Annotated in this window: 19 protein-coding genes; 10 read left to right on the forward strand and 9 right to left on the reverse strand. The window is 60.1% G+C overall.

The window, feature by feature from the left end:
* Window positions 1-347 precede the first annotated feature (347 nt).
* Both FW796_RS24730 and sthA read left to right on the forward strand, forming a co-directional pair.
* Window positions 348-1,268: an FAD:protein FMN transferase gene (locus FW796_RS24730; RefSeq protein WP_446440200.1), complete on the forward strand. Its 921-nt coding sequence runs from the start codon at window positions 348-350 to the stop codon at window positions 1,266-1,268.
* A 201-nt stretch (window positions 1,269-1,469) separates the two neighbouring features.
* Complete coding sequence (sthA, locus tag FW796_RS24735; RefSeq protein ID WP_011060278.1) at window positions 1,470-2,864, forward strand: Si-specific NAD(P)(+) transhydrogenase; 1,395 nt, start codon at window positions 1,470-1,472, stop codon at window positions 2,862-2,864.
* A 42-nt stretch (window positions 2,865-2,906) separates the two neighbouring features.
* Here the strand turns inward: sthA and FW796_RS24740 are convergent, their stop codons facing one another.
* Together FW796_RS24740 and FW796_RS24745 are read right to left on the reverse strand one after the other, a co-directional pair.
* Window positions 2,907-3,629, reverse strand: coding sequence for a glycerophosphodiester phosphodiesterase (locus FW796_RS24740; RefSeq protein WP_346631775.1), 723 nt, complete (start codon window positions 3,627-3,629; stop codon window positions 2,907-2,909).
* 49 nt (window positions 3,630-3,678) lie between these two features.
* Window positions 3,679-4,266, reverse strand: coding sequence for a PilZ domain-containing protein (locus FW796_RS24745; protein WP_346631774.1), 588 nt, complete (start codon window positions 4,264-4,266; stop codon window positions 3,679-3,681).
* A 94-nt stretch (window positions 4,267-4,360) separates the two neighbouring features.
* On the opposite strand from FW796_RS24745, the gene FW796_RS24750 reads away from it, so the two are divergent.
* From FW796_RS24750 to FW796_RS24760, 3 genes are all read left to right on the forward strand, one after another.
* Window positions 4,361-5,611, forward strand: coding sequence for a lipoprotein-releasing ABC transporter permease subunit (locus FW796_RS24750; RefSeq protein ID WP_102863763.1), 1,251 nt, complete (start codon window positions 4,361-4,363; stop codon window positions 5,609-5,611).
* Between the two features lie 7 nt (window positions 5,612-5,618).
* Window positions 5,619-6,302: a lipoprotein-releasing ABC transporter ATP-binding protein LolD gene (gene lolD, locus FW796_RS24755; RefSeq protein ID WP_346631773.1), complete on the forward strand. Its 684-nt coding sequence runs from the start codon at window positions 5,619-5,621 to the stop codon at window positions 6,300-6,302.
* 71 nt (window positions 6,303-6,373) lie between these two features.
* Window positions 6,374-7,618, forward strand: a complete 1,245-nt coding sequence (locus tag FW796_RS24760) for a lipoprotein-releasing ABC transporter permease subunit (protein WP_404938891.1) — start codon at window positions 6,374-6,376, stop codon at window positions 7,616-7,618.
* Window positions 7,619-7,672: 54 nt separating this feature from the next.
* Here FW796_RS24760 and FW796_RS24765 read toward each other — a convergent pair whose 3' ends face one another.
* A complete protein-coding gene (locus FW796_RS24765) occupies window positions 7,673-9,034 on the reverse strand; it encodes a heavy metal sensor histidine kinase (RefSeq protein WP_446440201.1) in 1,362 nt (453 codons plus the stop codon).
* The gene (locus tag FW796_RS24770) at window positions 9,034-9,714 is read right to left on the reverse strand and encodes a heavy metal response regulator transcription factor (RefSeq protein WP_446440202.1); all 681 of its coding nucleotides are present in this window, start codon (window positions 9,712-9,714) and stop codon (window positions 9,034-9,036) included. The genes FW796_RS24765 and FW796_RS24770 overlap by 1 nt, the downstream gene beginning before the upstream one ends.
* A gap of 158 nt (window positions 9,715-9,872) precedes the next feature.
* Here FW796_RS24770 and copI point away from each other — a divergent pair, with 158 nt between their 5' ends.
* Together copI and queF are read left to right on the forward strand one after the other, a co-directional pair.
* The gene (gene copI / locus FW796_RS24775; protein ID WP_446440203.1) at window positions 9,873-10,424 is read left to right on the forward strand and encodes a copper-resistant cuproprotein CopI; all 552 of its coding nucleotides are present in this window, start codon (window positions 9,873-9,875) and stop codon (window positions 10,422-10,424) included.
* Between the two features lie 68 nt (window positions 10,425-10,492).
* Window positions 10,493-11,323 carry an NADPH-dependent 7-cyano-7-deazaguanine reductase QueF gene (gene queF / locus FW796_RS24780; protein WP_402891288.1) on the forward strand — a complete coding sequence of 277 codons (831 nt, stop codon included), beginning with the start codon at window positions 10,493-10,495 and terminating at the stop codon, window positions 11,321-11,323.
* A gap of 60 nt (window positions 11,324-11,383) precedes the next feature.
* On the opposite strand, the gene FW796_RS24785 is transcribed toward queF, so the two are convergent.
* The gene (locus FW796_RS24785) at window positions 11,384-11,647 is read right to left on the reverse strand and encodes a DUF4404 family protein (protein WP_102863756.1); all 264 of its coding nucleotides are present in this window, start codon (window positions 11,645-11,647) and stop codon (window positions 11,384-11,386) included.
* A gap of 122 nt (window positions 11,648-11,769) precedes the next feature.
* Window positions 11,770-12,390 carry an HAD family phosphatase gene (locus tag FW796_RS24790; protein WP_446440204.1) on the reverse strand — a complete coding sequence of 207 codons (621 nt, stop codon included), beginning with the start codon at window positions 12,388-12,390 and terminating at the stop codon, window positions 11,770-11,772.
* A 204-nt stretch (window positions 12,391-12,594) separates the two neighbouring features.
* Between FW796_RS24790 and FW796_RS24795 the strand changes: the two genes are divergently transcribed.
* The gene (locus FW796_RS24795) at window positions 12,595-13,281 is read left to right on the forward strand and encodes an MlaA family lipoprotein (RefSeq protein ID WP_346631766.1); all 687 of its coding nucleotides are present in this window, start codon (window positions 12,595-12,597) and stop codon (window positions 13,279-13,281) included.
* Between the two features lie 67 nt (window positions 13,282-13,348).
* Here the strand turns inward: FW796_RS24795 and FW796_RS24800 are convergent, their stop codons facing one another.
* Window positions 13,349-13,648, reverse strand: coding sequence for a PilZ domain-containing protein (locus FW796_RS24800; RefSeq protein ID WP_346631765.1), 300 nt, complete (start codon window positions 13,646-13,648; stop codon window positions 13,349-13,351).
* A 277-nt stretch (window positions 13,649-13,925) separates the two neighbouring features.
* On the opposite strand from FW796_RS24800, the gene rssB reads away from it, so the two are divergent.
* Window positions 13,926-15,107 carry a two-component system response regulator RssB gene (rssB, locus tag FW796_RS24805; protein WP_346631764.1) on the forward strand — a complete coding sequence of 394 codons (1,182 nt, stop codon included), beginning with the start codon at window positions 13,926-13,928 and terminating at the stop codon, window positions 15,105-15,107.
* A complete protein-coding gene (rssC, locus tag FW796_RS24810; protein ID WP_102863752.1) occupies window positions 15,107-15,589 on the forward strand; it encodes an anti-sigma factor antagonist RssC in 483 nt (160 codons plus the stop codon). The genes rssB and rssC overlap by 1 nt, the downstream gene beginning before the upstream one ends.
* A 72-nt stretch (window positions 15,590-15,661) precedes the next feature.
* Here the strand turns inward: rssC and tal are convergent, their stop codons facing one another.
* Both tal and dusA read right to left on the reverse strand, forming a co-directional pair.
* Window positions 15,662-16,588, reverse strand: a complete 927-nt coding sequence (gene tal / locus FW796_RS24815) for a transaldolase (protein ID WP_317072265.1) — start codon at window positions 16,586-16,588, stop codon at window positions 15,662-15,664.
* 178 nt (window positions 16,589-16,766) lie between these two features.
* Window positions 16,767-17,768 carry a tRNA dihydrouridine(20/20a) synthase DusA gene (gene dusA / locus FW796_RS24820; protein WP_404938897.1) on the reverse strand — a complete coding sequence of 334 codons (1,002 nt, stop codon included), beginning with the start codon at window positions 17,766-17,768 and terminating at the stop codon, window positions 16,767-16,769.
* Window positions 17,769-17,859: the final 91 nt, after the last annotated feature.

The raw sequence follows: 17,859 nt of genomic DNA on the forward strand, positions 1-17,859 counted from the left end.
TGGTCGTTATGCGTCCCTTACTGCAAAGTCGGGGCTCGAGGCTGCACGCTGAACAGTTTTGTAACCATATGTGTATGAGGGCCTTCAGGCAACAAAAACTCTTGGATGGGTTTGATGGCTCTAGGTCAAGGCTTATGCAGTAAACGAGGGGTGAGGGGAGGCGCGCGAGCAGGTTCCGTCTGTCGCATAATGGCGTCTTGTGTGGCGAATCGACCCTCCGGGGCGGTTGATCAGGAGGGATAGCCTTGTTGGGTAAGTGTCGGTATCTAGGGGGCGCATTGTGGGGGGCGGCAGTGCTTTTGCAGGGATGCGGTGGCGATCGCCTGGAAAGCACCTCTGGTCCGACCATGGGTAGCACCTACTCCGTACAGTACGTGCGTCATTCCAATGGCCCGGCAGTGTCTTTGGTCAAGCGCGAAATCGACGGGATCCTCGCTGAGGTCGACCGGCAGGTGTCCACCTATCGCAGTGACTCGGATATCGAGCGTTTCAATGAGCTGCCGGCCAACAGCTGCCAGTCGATGCCAGAGCCGGTGCTGCAGTTGGTGCGTGTCGGCGAACAGTTGTCTCGTGACAGTGACGGGGCCTTCGACCTGACAGTGGAGCCCTTGCTGAATCTCTGGGGCTTTGGCCCCCAGGGGCGTGAGGAAAAGGTCCCCAGTGCCCCGGCGTTGGCGCAGGTACAGCAGCGGGTTGGGCATGGACACTTGCGTATCGAGGGTGCGCAGCTGTGCAAGGACGCGGCCGTGGAGGTGGATTTCAACAGCATTGCCGCTGGTTACGCTGTGGATCGAATGGCTGCCCGGCTCACGGAATTGGGCGTCGACAACTTTCTGGTTGAGGCCACCGGCGAGCTCAAGGCGGTGGGCCACAAGGTGGACGGCTCGCCCTGGCGCATCGCCCTGGAGGAGCCGCGGGACGACCAGCAGGTGGCCCAGCGGGTGATCGCCCTGGACGGTTATGGCGTATCCACGTCCGGCGACTACCGTAATTATTTCGAGCAGGACGGTCAGCGTTTTTCCCATACGTTCGATGCCCGGGTCGGCAAGCCCATCACTCACAAGCTGGCCTCAGTGACAGTGATTCATCCTTCGGCACTCATGGCCGATGGCCTGTCGACGCTGTTACTGATTCTTGGGCCCGAAGCGGGCTGGGACTACGCGGAAAAACACCGCATTGGCGCATTTTTTGTGATGCGTGCCGATAAAGGTTTCGTCACACGCAGCAACCCGGCCTTCGATGCGTTTCTGGGCGGGCAAAAACAATAACTCTGCGCACGCTTGTGGGTCCTGTAGTGCAGGCAAAAGTAGCCTACGACGCGACCAAGGGTTAATGTGCGCGGCGTTGACGCTTCTATAGACTGTGCCCGGGTTCGTAACCGAGCCAAATTGATCCTTCATGTCGCTGGCCGCGGCATGATTTAGCCGGAGATGCCAGAAGGGCATCTCGGCCTGTTCTGAGGAGTACGCATGGCTGTCTACAACTACGACGTAGTGGTGCTGGGCTCAGGCCCCGCTGGAGAAGGTGCGGCAATGAACGCCGCGAAAGCAGGACGCAAAGTGGCGATGGTCGATAGCCGTCGCCAGGTCGGCGGTAACTGCACCCACTTGGGTACCATTCCGTCCAAGGCCCTGCGTCACTCGGTCCGGCAGATCATGCAGTTCAACACCAACCCGATGTTCCGGGCTATTGGCGAGCCGCGCTGGTTCTCTTTCCCGGACGTGCTCAAGAGCGCCGAGAAGGTCATCTCCAAACAAGTGGCTTCGCGCACCGGTTACTACGCCCGCAACCGGGTCGATGTGTTCTTCGGTACTGGCAGCTTTGCCGACGAGCAGACCGTGGAAGTGGTCTGTGCCAATGGCGTGGTGGAAAAGCTGGTAGCCAAGCACATCATCATCGCCACCGGCTCGCGCCCGTATCGCCCGGCGGACATCGATTTCAGCCACCCGCGTATCTACGATAGCGACACCATCCTCAGCCTCGGCCACACCCCGCGCAAACTTATCGTTTATGGCGCCGGGGTCATTGGCTGCGAATACGCCTCGATCTTCAGTGGTCTTGGCGTGCTGGTTGAGCTGGTGGACAACCGTGGCCAGTTGCTGAGTTTCCTGGACTCGGAGATTTCCCAGGCCCTGAGCTACCACTTCAGCAACAACAACATCACCGTGCGCCACAACGAGGAATACGACCGCGTTGAGGGTGTCGACAACGGAGTGATCCTGCATCTGAAGTCGGGCAAGAAGATCAAGGCCGATGCCTTGCTCTGGTGCAACGGCCGTACCGGCAACACCGACAAGCTGGGCATGGAGAATATCGGCGTCAAGGTCAACAGCCGCGGCCAGATCGAAGTTGACGAGAACTATCGCACCTGCGTGCCAAACATCTATGGCGCCGGTGACGTGATCGGCTGGCCGAGCCTGGCCAGTGCCGCCCATGACCAGGGTCGCTCCGCTGCCGGCAGCATTGTCGACAACGGTAGCTGGCGCTTCGTCAACGACGTACCGACCGGGATCTACACCATTCCCGAGATCAGCTCCATCGGCAAGAACGAGCAGGAGCTGACCCAAGCCAAGGTGCCATACGAAGTTGGGAAGGCGTTCTTCAAGGGCATGGCCCGTGCGCAGATCGCCGGCGAGCCGCAAGGCATGCTGAAGATCCTGTTCCACCGCGAAACCCTGGAAGTCCTTGGCGTGCACTGCTTCGGCTACCAGGCTTCGGAGATCGTGCATATCGGCCAGGCGATCATGAGCCAGCCGGGCGAGCTCAATACCCTGAAGTACTTCGTCAACACCACCTTCAACTACCCGACCATGGCCGAAGCCTATCGGGTAGCGGCGTACGACGGCCTCAACCGGCTTTTTTGAGCGGCTCCGGCCGGTGGCCTGAGCCGGCCGGGGAGACCGATTTCAGTAATTCTCGAGAGTGGCGCTGGCCAAACCGGGAAAGTCTGTAATCAGGCTATCTACGCCGAAGTCGGCGAGCCTGCGCATCAGCGCAGGCTCGTTGACTGTCCACACCGACACATGCAAGCCCTGACGCTGCGCTCGTTGCAGCCGCTCCGGGGTGCACAGGGTCCAGTTCAGCGCAAGAATCTCGCAGCCATAGCTCTGGGCGACCTTCAATGGGTCGAGCCAGGCGTATTCGGCTACCAGCCCGCGAGACAGGTCCGGGGTCAGCTCGACTGCGGCTTTCAGCACTTCCCGAGAACTTGAGGTCACCGTGACCTTGTCCAGCAGGCCGAAGCGTTGGGCCATTTCCCGAATTGCCAGCACGGTGGTGGCGGCGCGGGTGCGCGAGGCGCTCTTGACCTCCAGCTGCCAGTGTTCGAAATCGCATTTTTCGAACAGTTCTTCCAAGCGCGGAATGGGACAGGGGTTGACCCAGCCCGGGCCGCCTTTGCGCGCATCGTAGGTCACCAGTTCGGCGGCGGAATGCTCTACCACCTTGCCGCGCCGGTCGGTGGTGCGCTTGAGGGTCGGGTCGTGAATCACCATCAGCTCGCCGTCCATGGACAGGTGCAGGTCGAGCTCGCAACGGCGCACGCCGTGCTTGAGACATTCCTGAAAGCTGGTCAGGGTGTTTTCCGGTGCTTCGCCTTTAGCGCCGCGATGGCCATAGATCAGGGTCACAATTGCTCCTTCACGGATGTTGTTCCTTAAGAGGGGTCAGGCTTGCGGCTCAACCAGCGGCGGGATCACTCTGTTCCCGGGCCAGGCGGCGTTGCTGGGCCTGTTTTTGCAGGATATAGCGCGCCAGTAGCTGGCGCTGGGCATCGGTCAATGCTTCGAATTCGGTGCCGATCTCGAAGGTGCCGAAGCTGTGTGGCTCGCAATGGGTGACCCGAGCTCGCAGCAGCAGGCCCAGGGCTTGCGGCATCAAGAGCAGTTTCACTGCCAGTTGGCTGCCGCTGGGATAACTAAGATGGTGGTTGAACTCGATGCCGCCTTCGGAAAGGGTGACCCGCTGCGGCTCCCCGAACTTGCCGAACACCGTCTGCGCCACCACCTGGCTGAGCAGGTCGATGCGCTTGTTCATGGCCTTGAGGTAGCTGGCCAGGGTGCGATCGCGCTCGCTGACCTGGCGCAGCAGGTGCTGGGATTCGAATTCACTCAGGTGCAGTTCGCTGAGCAAATTGAACAGCGGAGACTCATCCTGCAACACTTCCTTGCTCGCCGCGTCGTGGGCGGACAAGGGGCTAATTTCCAGTGCGATCGTGTCCTCGATACGGTAGTATTCGCGGCGATCTTCTTCATCTAATGTCGACATGGCGAACCCATGGTAGAGGCAGTGGTCTGAGTGTAAAGCTGCTTACCAGGCCCCGCCACAAGGACGTCTTCTTTTCCTCTGCACAAGCCCCGACATGTTCAGACCTCTGTTTGCTTTTATCGGCACGCGTTACACCCGTGCAAAGCGTCGCAATCATTTTGTGTCATTCATTTCCCTGACCTCGATGATCGGACTCGCCCTCGGCGTGATCGTGATGATCGTGGTGCTGTCGGTGATGAACGGCTTCGATCATGAGATGCGCACCCGCGTGCTGGGCATGGTTCCCCACGCCACCATCGAATCCGGTGAACCCATCAGCGACTGGCAAAGCCTGGCCGACAAGGTCAAGCAGAACCCGAAAGTGCTGGCGGTGGCACCCTTCACCCAGATGCAGGGCCTGCTGACCAACAATGGCCAGGTGCAGAAGGTGCTGCTCAACGCCATAGATCCTGGCAAAGAGCGGCAGGTGTCGATCATCGACCACTTCATGCAGCAGGGGCAGTTGGATGCTCTGGCTCCTGGCAGTTTCGGTATCGTCATCGGCGACAAGGCGGCCGCCAAGCTGGGTGTTGGCCTGGGAGACAAGCTGACCTTCGTTGCCCCGGAGGTCACGGTAACCCCCGCCGGCATGTTCCCGCGGATGAAGCGTTTTACCGTGGTGGGCATCTTTCACGTTGGCGCTGGCGAGATCGACGGCTACCTGGGCTTGACCAACCTTGAAGACCTGGGGCGCCTGCATCGCTGGAAGCCGGATCAGGTCCAGGGCCTGCGGTTGAAGTTCGACGACCTGTTCCAGGCTCCACGCACTGCTTGGGAAATCGCCCAGCAACTGGGTGAGAATCATTTCTACGCCCGTGACTGGACCCGTACCCACGGCAACCTGTACCAGGCCATCCGCATGGAAAAAGCCATGATCGGCCTGCTGTTGCTGCTGATCGTCGCGGTGGCTGCGTTCAACATTATCTCGACCCTGGTGATGGTGGTGAACGACAAGAAGGGCGACATCGCCATTCTGCGCACCCTGGGCGCCACGCCGGGCACCATCATGGCGATCTTCATGGTCCAGGGCACGGTGATCGGTGTGGTCGGTACCCTGATCGGCGCTGTGCTGGGGATGCTTGCCGCGTTGAATGTCAGCGCCGCGATCTCCGCCCTCGAAGGCCTGATCGGACACAAATTCCTGAACGCCGACGTGTACTTCATCGACTACCTGCCGTCGCAACTGATGGCCGAGGACGTGTTGATGGTCTGCGGTGCGGCGTTGGTCCTGAGTTTCCTCGCCACCCTGTATCCAGCCTGGCGTGCAGCGCGCACCCAGCCTGCGGAGGCGCTACGTTATGAGTGAGTTGGGCATGAGTGAAAAAGCAATCCTGAGCTGCCGTGACCTGGGCAAGTCCTACGAGGAAGGCCCGGAGTCTGTGGTGGTCCTTTCCGGCCTGCAACTGGAGCTGCATCCGGGGGAGCGAGTGGCCATCGTGGGTACGTCCGGTTCTGGCAAAAGTACCTTGCTCAACCTGCTGGGCGGTCTGGATACACCGACCAAAGGCAGTGTCTGGCTGGCCGGCGAGGAGCTTTCGGCACTGGGTGAAAAGGCCCGTGGTCAATTGCGCAATCGTGCTCTGGGTTTTGTTTATCAGTTCCACCACTTGTTGCCAGAGTTCACCGCTCTGGAAAACGTCTGCATGCCGCTGCTGATCGGCCGCACGCCGATCCCTGAAGCCCGTCAGCGTGCAACCGCGCTGCTGGAGCGAGTCGGCCTGGGTCATCGCCTGGAGCACAAGCCGGCCGAGCTGTCCGGCGGTGAGCGTCAGCGAGTAGCCATCGCTCGGGCCCTGGTGAACCAGCCGGGGCTGGTGATGCTCGACGAACCCACCGGCAACCTCGACTCCCATACTGCCCAGGGCATTCAGGACCTGATGCTGGAGCTCAGCACTTCGATGCGTACCGCCTTCCTGGTGGTGACGCACGACATGAACCTGGCCCGGCAGATGGATCGCGTACTGCACCTGCAAGAAGGTCACCTGGTCGCCATCTGATGCGGCCGCACGCGGTGTCGGCGGCTTGTCCGTCGACACCGGGTCATTAATTTTTCCAGGGTGCCTTGCCCATGTTCAGACCCTTATCGATCTTTATCGGCACGCGCTACACCCGCGCCAAGCGGCGCAATCGTTTTGTCTCGTTCATTTCCATGACCTCGATGATCGGCCTCGCCCTGGGCGTGCTGGCGATGATCGTGGTGCTGTCGGTGATGAACGGCTTCCAGCGGGAAATGAGCTCGCGCATCCTCGGTATGGTGCCTCACGCCACCATCGTGGGGGTCAAGCCCATCGATGACTGGCAGCCAGTAGCCGCTGCGGCGCTGAAGAATCCGGAAGTCACTGCGGCGGTGCCCTTTACCGAGATGGAGGGCATGCTCTCCTACAAGGGGGCGATGCAACCGATCCAGATCAGCGGTATCGATCCGGCCCAGGAGGGCAAGGTGTCTATCGTTGCCCAGCATATTGTCCAGGGCAGCCTGCAAGACCTGAAACCCGGCGAATTCGGCGTGGTGATCGGCGAGATCACGGCCCGGCGTTTCCGCTTGAATGTCGGCGACAAGCTGACCCTGATCGTGCCTGAAGTGAGCACGGCGCCAGGGGGCATCACCCCGCGTATGCAGCGCCTGAACGTGGTGGGGGTGTTCAAGGTGGGCGCCGAACTGGATGGCTCCATGGGCCTGATCCATATGGCCGATGCGGCGCAGATGCAGCACTGGCAGCCCAATCAGGTGCAGAGCGTGCGCCTGGCGGTCAAGGATCTGTATGCCGCACCACAGGTAGCGGTGGATATCGCCAAGGGCTTGGGTGCGGACTTCCGGGCCGATGACTGGACCCACACCCAAGGCAGCCTGTTCAGCGCGATGAAGATGGAAAAGACCATGATCGGTCTGTTGCTGCTGATGATTGTCGCAGTGGCAGCGTTCAACATCATTGCCACCCTGATCATGGTGGTGAACGACAAGGGCGCGGACATCGCGATCCTGCGCACTATTGGCGCCACGCCGCGGCAAGTGATGGCGATTTTCATGGTTCAGGGCACGGTAATCGGGATTGTCGGTACCTTGATTGGTGGCGTGCTGGGGGTCATTGCGGCGTTGAACGTGAGCGAGCTGGTGGGCTGGCTGGAGCGGATCAGCGGCCAGCAGATTTTCAGTTCCGACGTGTACTTCGTCAGCAATCTGCCTTCCGAACTGCAGGGTGGGGATGTGGCGCTGATCTGCGGTGCCGGCTTCGTTCTGAGTTTCCTGGCGACTGTGTATCCGGCCTGGCGCGCGTCCAAAGTCGAGCCGGCTCACGCTTTGCGGTATTCCTGAGATCCGCTTTCGCCGGCAAGCCGGCTCCTGCCTGATTGGTGTAGGAGCCGGCTCTTAACGCTTGCTCGGCAACTCGATCACAAAGCGGGTCCAGCCCGCCTCTGATTCGCAACGGATCTGCCCGCCATGGGCACGAATGATCGATTGCGTGATCGCCAGCCCCAATCCCGCATGTTCACTGCTGCCCTCGCGCCGCGCCGGGTCTGCCCGGTAAAAGCGGTCGAACAAGCGCGGCAGTACCTCCCTGGCAATACCCTCTCCACTGTTTTCGATGCTCAGGCTCAAGTTCTGTGGGCTGTCGCTGATCCGTACCTGGACCGATCCTCCAGGGGGAGTGAAGCGCAGGGCATTGTCCAGCAGGTTGGACAGCGCTCGGCGCAGCATGCTGCGATCGCCGACAAAGCCGGCATGGCCTTCACGACTCAGGCTGACGTTCGTGTCTTCCGCCAGAGGCCCATAGAACTCCAATAGCATGTCGGTTTCCTCGGCCAACTCCAGTGCTTCGCGTTTCGGGGCCAGCAGCCCGTGGTCGGCCTTGGCCAGGTACAGCATGTCGTTGACCAGTTGTGCCATCCACTGCAGTTCCTCGAGGTTGCTGTGCAAGGCTTCGCGGTAGTCTTCGATCGGTCTCGGACGGGTCAGGGTGACTTGGGTATGGGTCAGCAGGTTCGATAGGGGCGTGCGTAATTCGTGGGCAATATCGGCGGAAAAGGCCGAAAGGCGTTGGAAGGATTCCTCAAGGCGGCTGAGCATGGCGTTGAAGCTGCTGGCCAGGTCGGCCAGTTCGGCGGGCATCTGTGCCTGGGGCAGGCGCTGGGTCAGGGAACTGGCGGATACTCCTGCGGCCACTGCGCTCATGCGGCGCAAGGGGCGCAGACCGCTGCGGGCGGACCAGGCGCCAAGCAGGGCAGTGGCCAGGGCCGAGAGGCCTACGGTGAGCCAGATCAGATGCTGCATGCGCTGCAGAAAGTGCTGGTGGTGGGTGATATCCAGCAGCAGGGCCAGCCGTGGCGAGTCGGCTTGATCTGGCTTGAGCGGCGCGGTGTAGATCCGGTAGGCGGCGCTGCTCAGATTCAGGCTGTGCAGGCCGGTGTCGCTGGGCAAGGAGGCGGGCAGGGCAGGAGCACTGTCGAACCAGAGCTGGCCGTCGCTGCCGATGATCCGCAGGGCCAGGTCCGGTTGATGGCTTAGCTCATCCTGCAGCCTTGCCTGATGCCGGGCAAAATCCCTGGCCTCGGTCACATCCCGCAAGACGCTGCGCAGGGCGATCAGCTTGCCGTCCAGCAGTTGCTGGTCCAGCTCGATGAAGTGGGCTTCGCTGGCGCGACTGAACAGCACCCCTGCCAACAACGAGACCACGGCAGTGCAGGCGGCGAACAGCAGCGCCAGGCGTGCGCTGAGTGACAGGCGGCGCATCAGGCCGGATGCTCTTCGAGCACATAACCCATGCCGCGTACGGTATGGATCAACTTGTTCGGGTAATCGTCATCGATTTTCAGGCGCAGGCGGCGGATCGCCACTTCGATGACGTTGGTGTCGCTGTCAAAGTTCATGTCCCAGACCTGGGAGGCGATCAGCGATTTGGGCAGGACTTCTCCCTGGCGTCGCAGGAACATTTCCAGCAGGGCGAACTCCTTGGCGGTCAGATCGATGCGCTGGCCGCTGCGTTCTACGCGGCGGCGGATCAGGTCCAGGCGCAGGTCAGCCAGTTGCAGAGTGGTTTCCTGGGCAATCACACTGCCCCGGCGCAGCAGGCTGCGAACCCGGGCCAGCAGTTCGGAGAAGGCGAAGGGCTTGACCAGATAGTCGTCGGCTCCCAGCTCCAGGCCGTGGACTCGGTCCTCCACGGCGTCCCTGGCGGTGAGAAACAGCACTGGCATGTCCAGGCCGGCGCTGCGTACGGCCTGGAGGATCTGCCAGCCGTCGCGCCCCGGAAGCATCACGTCGAGAATCAACAGCGCGTAGTCACCGGTCAGCGCCAGGTGCTGGCCGGTATTGCCATCTGCCGCCAGCTCGGCATTGAAGCCGGCCTCGCTCAGGCCTTGGCGCAGGTACTGGCCGGTTTTCGGCTGGTCTTCGACGATCAACAGTTTCATGGTGGCACTCGTGGCTTGTGGAGCCCGGGCTTTATACCTTGCCGGGGCCCCTGGGCAGATCAAACTGACAAAGTTGTAATCTAGCCGTCAGCTGGCTGGCAGCGCTGGGCCGTTAGAGTTTGCCACATGCTCAATCCTGATCTTGTTGGAGCCTGATGATGAATCTGCAAAACCTGTTGTTGCGAAGCCGCTCGGCCGTGGGAGGCTGTCTGATGCTGTTGAGCGTTCCGCTATGGGCATCACCGGCAGCCTCTTATGACTTCGGTCAGCCGGCCGCGGCCGCTAAGGCCACTCGGGTTGTCGAGGTGGTGATGGGCGATATGTCGTTCAGTCCCAAGGCCCTGGAGATCAAGGCCGGCGAGACCGTACGTTTTGTGTTGATCAACAAGGGGCAGCTGCTCCATGAGTTCAACTTGGGCAATGCGGCGATGCATGCCGAGCACCAGCAGGAGATGCTCAAGATGCAGCAAAGCGGGATGCTTACGCCTACGGCAATGAAAACCATGGATCACGCAGCCATGGGGCACGGCTCCATGGCGGGCATGGATCACGGCATGCAGCATGATGATCCCAACAGTGTGCTGGTGGAGCCGGGCAAGCAGGCCGAGCTGACCTGGACCTTCAGCAAAAGCGGCAGCCTGGAGTTCGCCTGCAATATTCCCGGGCACTACCAGGCGGGCATGGTCGGCAAGCTGACGGTCAGTCCGTAAGCGCTCGGGGCTCAAAGGTGGAAGCAAAGGCTGGTAGAATCCGCTGATTCTTCAGTCAGGTTTCCGCCATGCATCCCGCAGCCGAACATTCGCCGCTGGGCAAGTCCAGTGAATACGTTTCCACTTACACGCCATCCCTGCTGTTCCCGATTCCTCGGGCGGCGAAATGGGCCGAGCTGGGCTTGAGTGCCGATACCCTGCCGTATAAGGGAGTGGATTTCTGGAACTGCTTCGAATTGTCCTGGCTGCTGCCTTCGGGCAAGCCGGTGGTGGCCATTGGCGAATTCAGCATTCCTGCTGATTCGCCGAATATCATCGAGTCCAAGTCTTTCAAGCTGTACCTCAATTCGCTGAACCAGACTCCATTCGCTGATCGAACGACGCTTGAGGCGACTTTGCGTCAGGATCTCTCAGCCGCGGCAGGCAAGCCTGTGGGTGTGCGTATTCGCAGCCTTGGGGAGGTCGAGGCGCAAGGTGTAGTGGCACTGCCAGGCATCTGCATCGACGAGCTGGATATCAGCGTCGACAGCTATGAGCATCCGCGACCGGAACTGTTGCGTTGCGATGACTCGCAAGTGGTGGAGGAGAGCGTGCACAGCCACTTGCTCAAATCCAATTGCCCTGTGACCAGCCAGCCGGACTGGGGCAGTGTCGTGGTGGAGTACCGTGGTGCGGCGCTGGATCACGCCAGCCTGCTGGCCTATCTGGTGAGTTTCCGTCAGCACTCGGACTTTCATGAGCAATGCGTGGAGCGGATCTTCCTTGATCTGCAGCGGTTGCTCAAACCCGAGAAACTCACCGTCTACGCTCGCTATGTGCGTCGTGGCGGGCTGGATATCAATCCGTACCGCAGTACCGAAACGGCGGAGTTCGCCAATCAGCGATTGGTTCGCCAGTAAGCAGAAGCCCCGCAGATGATGCGGGGCTTTGTTTTTATGGGGTGGTGTTGTCGGGCGCCATCAGATACCGATGTTGCCCAGGGTCTGGACGATATTGCGCAGGGTTCCGGCGATGGCCGGATGTTCCAGTTCGAAGCGTTCCACTGCCAGGTTGACGCCGTCGGCGAGGCTGGCGTCGTGGGTGCTGGTCTCCAGCTTGAGTTGCAGCTCGATCTGCTGCATCAGTTCCTGCAGATTGGCGCGCTCGGCTTCCGAAAGCGGTGGGTTCTGCTCCAATTGCTCGCGCAGGGTATCGAGTTGTTCTTGCAGTTCGCGGGCAGGCATGGCGTTCTCCCTTTATTGATAGGCACAGGGATGGACCGCGCGGTTGAGGCAAAGGTCCATGCCCACGGCTTAGAGTAATCCACTCCCAGGCACTGTGCATGATCCTGATCAACAGGCTTATGTCAGGGTTTTTCGCCTTTGAGCCGGCGCAGTTCGATGTCCGCCAGGCAGGTGTTCAAGTCCCCCAGGTGGTCGATAACCGAGTGCACCCCCAGACCGAAAAGTTGCATGGTGGCCTTGCCGCGCTTGAGTTCGCGCTCTTGCTCGCTCAGCGCTTGCCATTCGCTGGGCGTCAGGCCGCACAGGGAGCCGCAGGAAGCCAGGCCAATGGTCCAGAGACCGGCGTTGAGCCCCGACTGCAGAAGTTGTGGTTCGCCGCTGACCAGTACGCAGCCATCGAGGTGGGACACCTTGAGGGTCATCAGTGCCTGCCAGCAGGCGTCGGGAGCGGGCCAGGGAGCGGGGACGGCGGGAGTGGGTTTGATCCAGTCGGGCAGGGCGGCTGCCAGGTGGCTGCTGCTGGCGCAGGGTAGTTGCTCGAGCCAGGCACAGGGAATGCCCAGTTGTTGCAGATCACGCAAGGTATCCAGCGCACCGGGAGTGGTGCGGGCCTGTTCCGGGCCAGGGCGCGTGGTGGTTTGCAGGCGCGAGCGCGCACCGAAATCCACCAGGCAGCCACTGAGGCCGAAGAGCACGGCGGTCAAAGGCGCTGCAGTCTGGGCTAAGGCATCGGCGTGGGGCATATCAACGTCCTTGAAATTCCTTTCGAGGCTAGCCGGGGAAGATGACATGCAGGTGACAGTGAGGTGAATGCGAACAGGATTGACTGACTGATGCGTGAAGGCTGCTTGCAGTGATGCTGCCTAAACAGGCCTATCCGTTTTATACTCCTGAGCCTAACCTCAGGGCATAGCCCCACGAGAGAACAATCCAAGGAGTTTCCTGCTATGCGCTGGAGCCGTTATCTAGTTCCGCTATGTATGAGTGCCGGTGTGACGCTGGCTCCCCTGGTCGCCCAGGCGGCCGAAGAGGACCCATGGGAAAGCATCAACCGTCCCATCTTCACGTTCAACGACACCCTCGACACTTATGCCCTGAAGCCATTGGCTCAAGGCTATCAGGCTGTAACGCCGCAGTTTCTGGAAGACGGCATCCACAACATGTTCCGCAACCTCGGTGACGTCGGCAACCTGGCCAACGACGTCCTCCAGGCCAAGCCCCGTGCCGCCGGTGTGGATACTGCGCGCCTGCTGATGAACACCACTTTGGGTCTGGCGGGCTTCTTTGACGTCGGTACCAAGATGGGGCTGCAGCGCAACGACGAAGACTTCGGACAGACCCTCGGCTACTGGGGCGTGGGGAGCGGTCCCTACGTGATGTTGCCGTTGCTGGGCCCTAGTACCCTGCGTGATGCGCCGGCCAAGTATGTGGACAGCTACACCTTGCCTTATCGCTACATGAACGACATTCCCGCGCGCAACATCACCATGGGCGTGAACGTGGTTGATACTCGTGCCAGCCTGCTGGCTGCGGACAAGCTGATCCGCGGTGATCGCTATACCTTCATTCGCAATGCCTATCTGCAGAACCGCGAATTCAAGGTCAAGGATGGTCAGGTCGAAGACGACTTCTGATCAGGCGATTGTCCAGCAGAAACTGAAAAGGCGGCCTTCAGGCCGCCTTTTTCATGGGGGAGACGTTTTACTTCATCTTAAGGATTGTAAGCCCAAGTTTCTGGCTTCCACCCTCCTGTGAGTTGACCCAGACCACTTCCGTCTCCGCTTCCAGGCCTCTGAGGGCTGCGTGCTCCGAGTCGATACGCACACTCAGTTGGTCGCCGACCTGGAATGAGCGGGGTGCCTGGACCTGCATACCGCTGCTGGAAAGGTCAATGCAGACCGCTTCTATCACCTGTCCCTGGTGGATCAGCGTGACCTCGGCATCCACCCGCATACGGATGTAATCGCGCTTTTCACTGTAGTCACGCTGGTTTTGATTCATGGGTTCCATCCTGCGATTGAGTTGCGGTTTTAGCGGTTTTTATAACTCCCGGTGATTTGCGGTGTAAAGACGTCAGGCGACCATCGGCATGAGCTTGAAACGCCCCGCGGATGGGAGTACCGTCTGCGCCTTAGAAGGGCACCTCTGATAAGCGGGCGTGCAGGGCTGAAGGTCCTGGCTCCACTTCCAGAGTGGCTAGAAAGCGAATCCAGTAGCGTGCGCCAGCCTCCCGGGCCGAGCCACCTACGCCAACCTAATTCTGGCGCCGTTTGCCCACATGCAAAAAACCAGTGCCACGCTGCTGATAATCGATGACGACGAAGTAGTACGCGCGAGTCTCGCGGCCTATTTGGAAGACAGTGGCTTCAGCGTACTGCAGGCTGCTAACGGCCAGCAGGGTCTTCAGGTATTCCAGCGCGACAACCCCGATCTGGTGATCTGCGATCTGCGCATGCCGCAGATGGGCGGTCTCGAACTTATCCGTCAAGTGACCGAGTTGTCGCCGCAAACCCCGGTGATAGTAGTTTCGGGCGCGGGCGTGATGAACGACGCGGTTGAAGCGCTGCGCCTGGGTGCGGCGGACTACCTGATCAAGCCTCTGGAAGACTTGGCCGTGCTCGAGCACTCGGTGCGTCGAGCCCTGGATCGTGCGCGCCTGCTGCTGGAAAACCAGCGTTATCGAGAAAAGCTCGAAGCCGCCAACCGCGAACTCGAGGCCAGCCTCAATCTGCTTCAGGAAGATCAGAACGCCGGTCGCCAGGTGCAGATGAACATGCTGCCCACCAGTCCCTGGTCGATCGATGAGTTTCATTTCGCGCACCAGATCATCCCTTCGCTCTACCTGTCGGGGGATTTCGTCGACTACTTCCGTGTCGACGAGCGTCGGGTAGCCTTCTACCTGGCTGACGTTTCCGGCCATGGTGCGTCATCAGCCTTCGTCACCGTGCTGTTGAAGTTCATGACCACGCGCCTGCTGTTCGAATCCAAGCGCAACGGTACCTTGCCGGAATTCAAGCCTTCGGAAGTACTGGGCCATATCAACCGTGGCCTGATCAGTTGTAAGCTGGGCAAACACGTCACGATGGTCGGTGGAGTCATCGACGAGGAGACTGGTTTGTTGACCTATAGCATTGGTGGGCACTTGCCGTTGCCGGTGTTGTATACCCCAGACAGTGTGCGTTATCTGGAAGGGCGTGGTTTGCCGGTGGGCCTGTTCAACGAGGCTACCTATGAGGACCACATTCTGGAACTGCCCCCGGTGTTCAGCCTGACGCTGATGTCCGACGGCATTCTGGACCTTTTGCCCGAACCTACACTCAAAGAAAAAGAAGCGGCCTTGCCTGAACGGGTGAGAGCGGCGGGCGGCAGCCTGGATGGCCTGCGGCAAGTTTTTGGATTGGCCACGCTAGGGGAGATGCCGGATGATATCGCCCTGTTAGTGTTGAGCAGGAACCTTTAATGAGTACCGGTAGAATCCAGTTCGCCGAGCAGGACGGCACCTTCGTTCTGAAGTTCATCGGTGAAGTGCGCCTGACCCTGTGTTCGGCGTTGGATGCAACTATTGAGCGGATTTTCACTGCGCTGAACTTCTCGGCGATCGTGATCGACCTGACTGAAACCCGCAGCATCGACAGCACCACTCTGGGCCTGCTGGCCAAGTTGTCGATTCTGTCGCGGCAGAAGGTAGGTCTATTGCCCACCGTCGTCACCACCCACGAAGACATTACCCGGCTGTTGCAGTCCATGGGTTTCGATCAGGTGTTCAACATCGTCGATCGTCCGATTCCTTGCCCGGAATGCCTGGCTGACTTGCCTTCCCAGGACCAGTCGGAAGAAGTAGTGCGGATCAAGGTCCTGGAGGCTCACAAGATCCTGATGGGCCTCAACGACTCCAACCGCGAAGCCTTCCACGATCTGGTGAACGCCCTGGAGCGTCACTGATTCGCTGAAACGCACGACATAAAAAAGGGCGAACCCGTGAGGGTTCGCCCTTTTTGCGTTACCACTGAGCAATCAGAGCTTGGCAGCCAGCAGGGCTTCGAGCTTTTCCTGGTCACGGGCAAACTGGCGAATGCCTTCGGCCAGTTTCTCGGTGGCCATGGCGTCTTCATTGGAGGCCCAGCGGAACTGGGATTCGTTCAGGCTCTGACGGGCTTCGCCGGGCTTGCCCGGGCTCAGCTTGCGCTCTAGCTTGCCAGTGTCGGCTGCGAGCTTCTCGATCAGGTCCGGACTGATGGTCAGGCGGTCACAGCCGGCCAGTTGCTCGATCTGGTTCAGGTTGCGGAAGCTGGCACCCATGACCACGGTCTTGTAGTCGTTGGCCTTGTAGTAGTTGTAGATGCGGGTTACCGACTGTACGCCCGGATCATCGGCGCCGGTGTAGTCGCTGCCGTTGGCTTTCTTGTACCAATCGTAGATCCGACCCACGAATGGCGAGATCAGGAAAACTCCGGCTTCGGCGCAGGCCACGGCCTGGGCGAAGGAAAACAGCAGGGTCAGGTTGGTCTGGATGCCTTCGCGCTCCAGCTTCTCGGCGGCACGGATGCCTTCCCAGGTGGAAGCGATCTTGATCAGCACTCGATCGCGCCCTACGCCAGCTTTTTCATAGAGTTCGACCAAGCGATGGGCACGCTTGAGCATCGCGTCGGTGTCGAACGACAGCCGAGCGTCCACTTCGGTGGAAATGCGACCGGGAATGACCTTGAGAATCTCCTGGCCGACAGCCACGCCAAAGCGATCGCTGGCCAGGCCAACATCGCCCTTGCAGTCACTGACACAAGCGTTCAACAGGTCGGCATAGCCAGGAATGGCCGCGGCCTTGAGCAGTAGCGAAGGGTTGGTGGTGGCATCCACCGGCTTGACCCGGGCGATGGCGTCGAAGTCGCCGGTATCGGCTACCACGGTAGTGATTTTCTTCAGTTGTTCCAGCTTGGAAGTCATGAGCGTGCTCTGTCCTATGGGTCTGATGACATTACCCGAGCGCTGTCAGGCGCTCAAGGGCGCGGAAGGCTTACAGCGGCCCCGAGGGCTGTGACCTGAAAACAGGTGTTTGAATGCAGGGGCGTGATTCAGGTAATTGAGATACCAAAAGCCGGATCAGGTTCAACCCGGCTGACGGTTAACGCCCTTCAAGCAGTTGCCCAGCCTGATCCAGCAGGCCCAACGGGTCCTTGGTCTTGTGAATATCCACCGACAACAACTGGCGAAACTTGCGAGCCCCGGGGAACCCGGTTCCGAGTCCCAGCACATGGCGAGTGATGTGGTGCATCGCGCCACCACAAGCCAGATGCTCGGCAATATAAGGTCGCAGTTGCGCCAGAGCTTCGGCCCGGGAAATTACCGGTGCGGTGCTGCCGAACAGCTGTTGGTCCACCTCGGCCAGCAGATAGGGATTGTGATAAGCCTCGCGACCCAGCATCACACCGTCAAAGGTCTGCAGATGTTCATGGCAGGCCTCCAGGGTCTTGATTCCACCGTTCAGGATGACTTCCAACTGCGGGAAATCCGCTTTCAACTGTGCCGCCACGTCATAGCGCAGTGGTGGAATATCCCGGTTTTCCTTGGGCGAGAGCCCTTCGAGAATCGCGATTCGCGCATGCACGGTAAAACTGGTGCAGCCGGCATCCTGGACCTGGCCGACGAAATCACACAGTTCGGCATAACTGTCGCGACCGTTGATCCCGATTCGATGCTTGACCGTCACCGGAATCGACACCGCATCGCGCATGGCCTTCACGCAATCGGCCACCAGCGCCGGATGCCCCATCAGGCAGGCGCCGATCATATTGTTCTGCACCCGATCGCTGGGGCAACCGACATTCAGGTTGACCTCGTCATAACCGTGCTCCTGGGCCATGCGCGCACAGGCCGCCAGATCCGCTGGAGTACTGCCGCCCAGTTGCAGCGCCAGAGGATGTTCGGACTGGTGATAGCGCAGGAAGCGCTCATGATCGCCGTTGAGCAAGGCGCCGGTGGTGACCATCTCGGTGTAGAGCAGGGTGTGTTTGGACAGTAGACGGAGGAAGAATCGGCAGTGACGGTCGGTCCAATCCATCATCGGCGCCACGGAGAAACGACGGGAAAAGGTTTGCTGTAGGGAAGCTTCGGTGTTCAAGGGCATGAGGTTCTGCTTTGAGACGTTACGGCGGCAAATGAAGCAAGCTTCTTCGCATCGTGAACAAAAAAATCTGATAGCGCGGAGTTTATCAGGA

This window comes from Pseudomonas sp. 910_21 (assembly GCF_052850735.1).

What these genes read in the sequence shown, in the direction of transcription:
- FW796_RS24785 (WP_102863756.1), bottom strand. Translation starts at nt 11,647, where the DNA reads ATGCCTGCCCGCGAACTGCAAGAACAACTCGATACCCTGCGCGAGCAA.
- FW796_RS24790 (WP_446440204.1), bottom strand. Translation starts at nt 12,390, where the DNA reads ATGCCCCACGCCGATGCCTTAGCCCAGACTGCAGCGCCTTTGACCGCC.
- rssC (WP_102863752.1), top strand. Translation starts at nt 15,107, where the DNA reads ATGAGTACCGGTAGAATCCAGTTCGCCGAGCAGGACGGCACCTTCGTT.
- FW796_RS24745 (WP_346631774.1), bottom strand. Translation starts at nt 4,266, where the DNA reads ATGTCGACATTAGATGAAGAAGATCGCCGCGAATACTACCGTATCGAG.
- queF (WP_402891288.1), top strand. Translation starts at nt 10,493, where the DNA reads ATGCATCCCGCAGCCGAACATTCGCCGCTGGGCAAGTCCAGTGAATAC.
- FW796_RS24750 (WP_102863763.1), top strand. Translation starts at nt 4,361, where the DNA reads ATGTTCAGACCTCTGTTTGCTTTTATCGGCACGCGTTACACCCGTGCA.
- copI (WP_446440203.1), top strand. Translation starts at nt 9,873, where the DNA reads ATGAATCTGCAAAACCTGTTGTTGCGAAGCCGCTCGGCCGTGGGAGGC.
- tal (WP_317072265.1), bottom strand. Translation starts at nt 16,588, where the DNA reads ATGACTTCCAAGCTGGAACAACTGAAGAAAATCACTACCGTGGTAGCC.
- FW796_RS24765 (WP_446440201.1), bottom strand. Translation starts at nt 9,034, where the DNA reads ATGCGCCGCCTGTCACTCAGCGCACGCCTGGCGCTGCTGTTCGCCGCC.
- FW796_RS24770 (WP_446440202.1), bottom strand. Translation starts at nt 9,714, where the DNA reads ATGAAACTGTTGATCGTCGAAGACCAGCCGAAAACCGGCCAGTACCTG.
- lolD (WP_346631773.1), top strand. Translation starts at nt 5,619, where the DNA reads ATGAGTGAAAAAGCAATCCTGAGCTGCCGTGACCTGGGCAAGTCCTAC.
- sthA (WP_011060278.1), top strand. Translation starts at nt 1,470, where the DNA reads ATGGCTGTCTACAACTACGACGTAGTGGTGCTGGGCTCAGGCCCCGCT.
- dusA (WP_404938897.1), bottom strand. Translation starts at nt 17,768, where the DNA reads ATGCCCTTGAACACCGAAGCTTCCCTACAGCAAACCTTTTCCCGTCGT.
- rssB (WP_346631764.1), top strand. Translation starts at nt 13,926, where the DNA reads ATGCAAAAAACCAGTGCCACGCTGCTGATAATCGATGACGACGAAGTA.
- FW796_RS24730 (WP_446440200.1), top strand. Translation starts at nt 348, where the DNA reads ATGGGTAGCACCTACTCCGTACAGTACGTGCGTCATTCCAATGGCCCG.
- FW796_RS24760 (WP_404938891.1), top strand. Translation starts at nt 6,374, where the DNA reads ATGTTCAGACCCTTATCGATCTTTATCGGCACGCGCTACACCCGCGCC.
- FW796_RS24800 (WP_346631765.1), bottom strand. Translation starts at nt 13,648, where the DNA reads ATGAATCAAAACCAGCGTGACTACAGTGAAAAGCGCGATTACATCCGT.
- FW796_RS24795 (WP_346631766.1), top strand. Translation starts at nt 12,595, where the DNA reads ATGCGCTGGAGCCGTTATCTAGTTCCGCTATGTATGAGTGCCGGTGTG.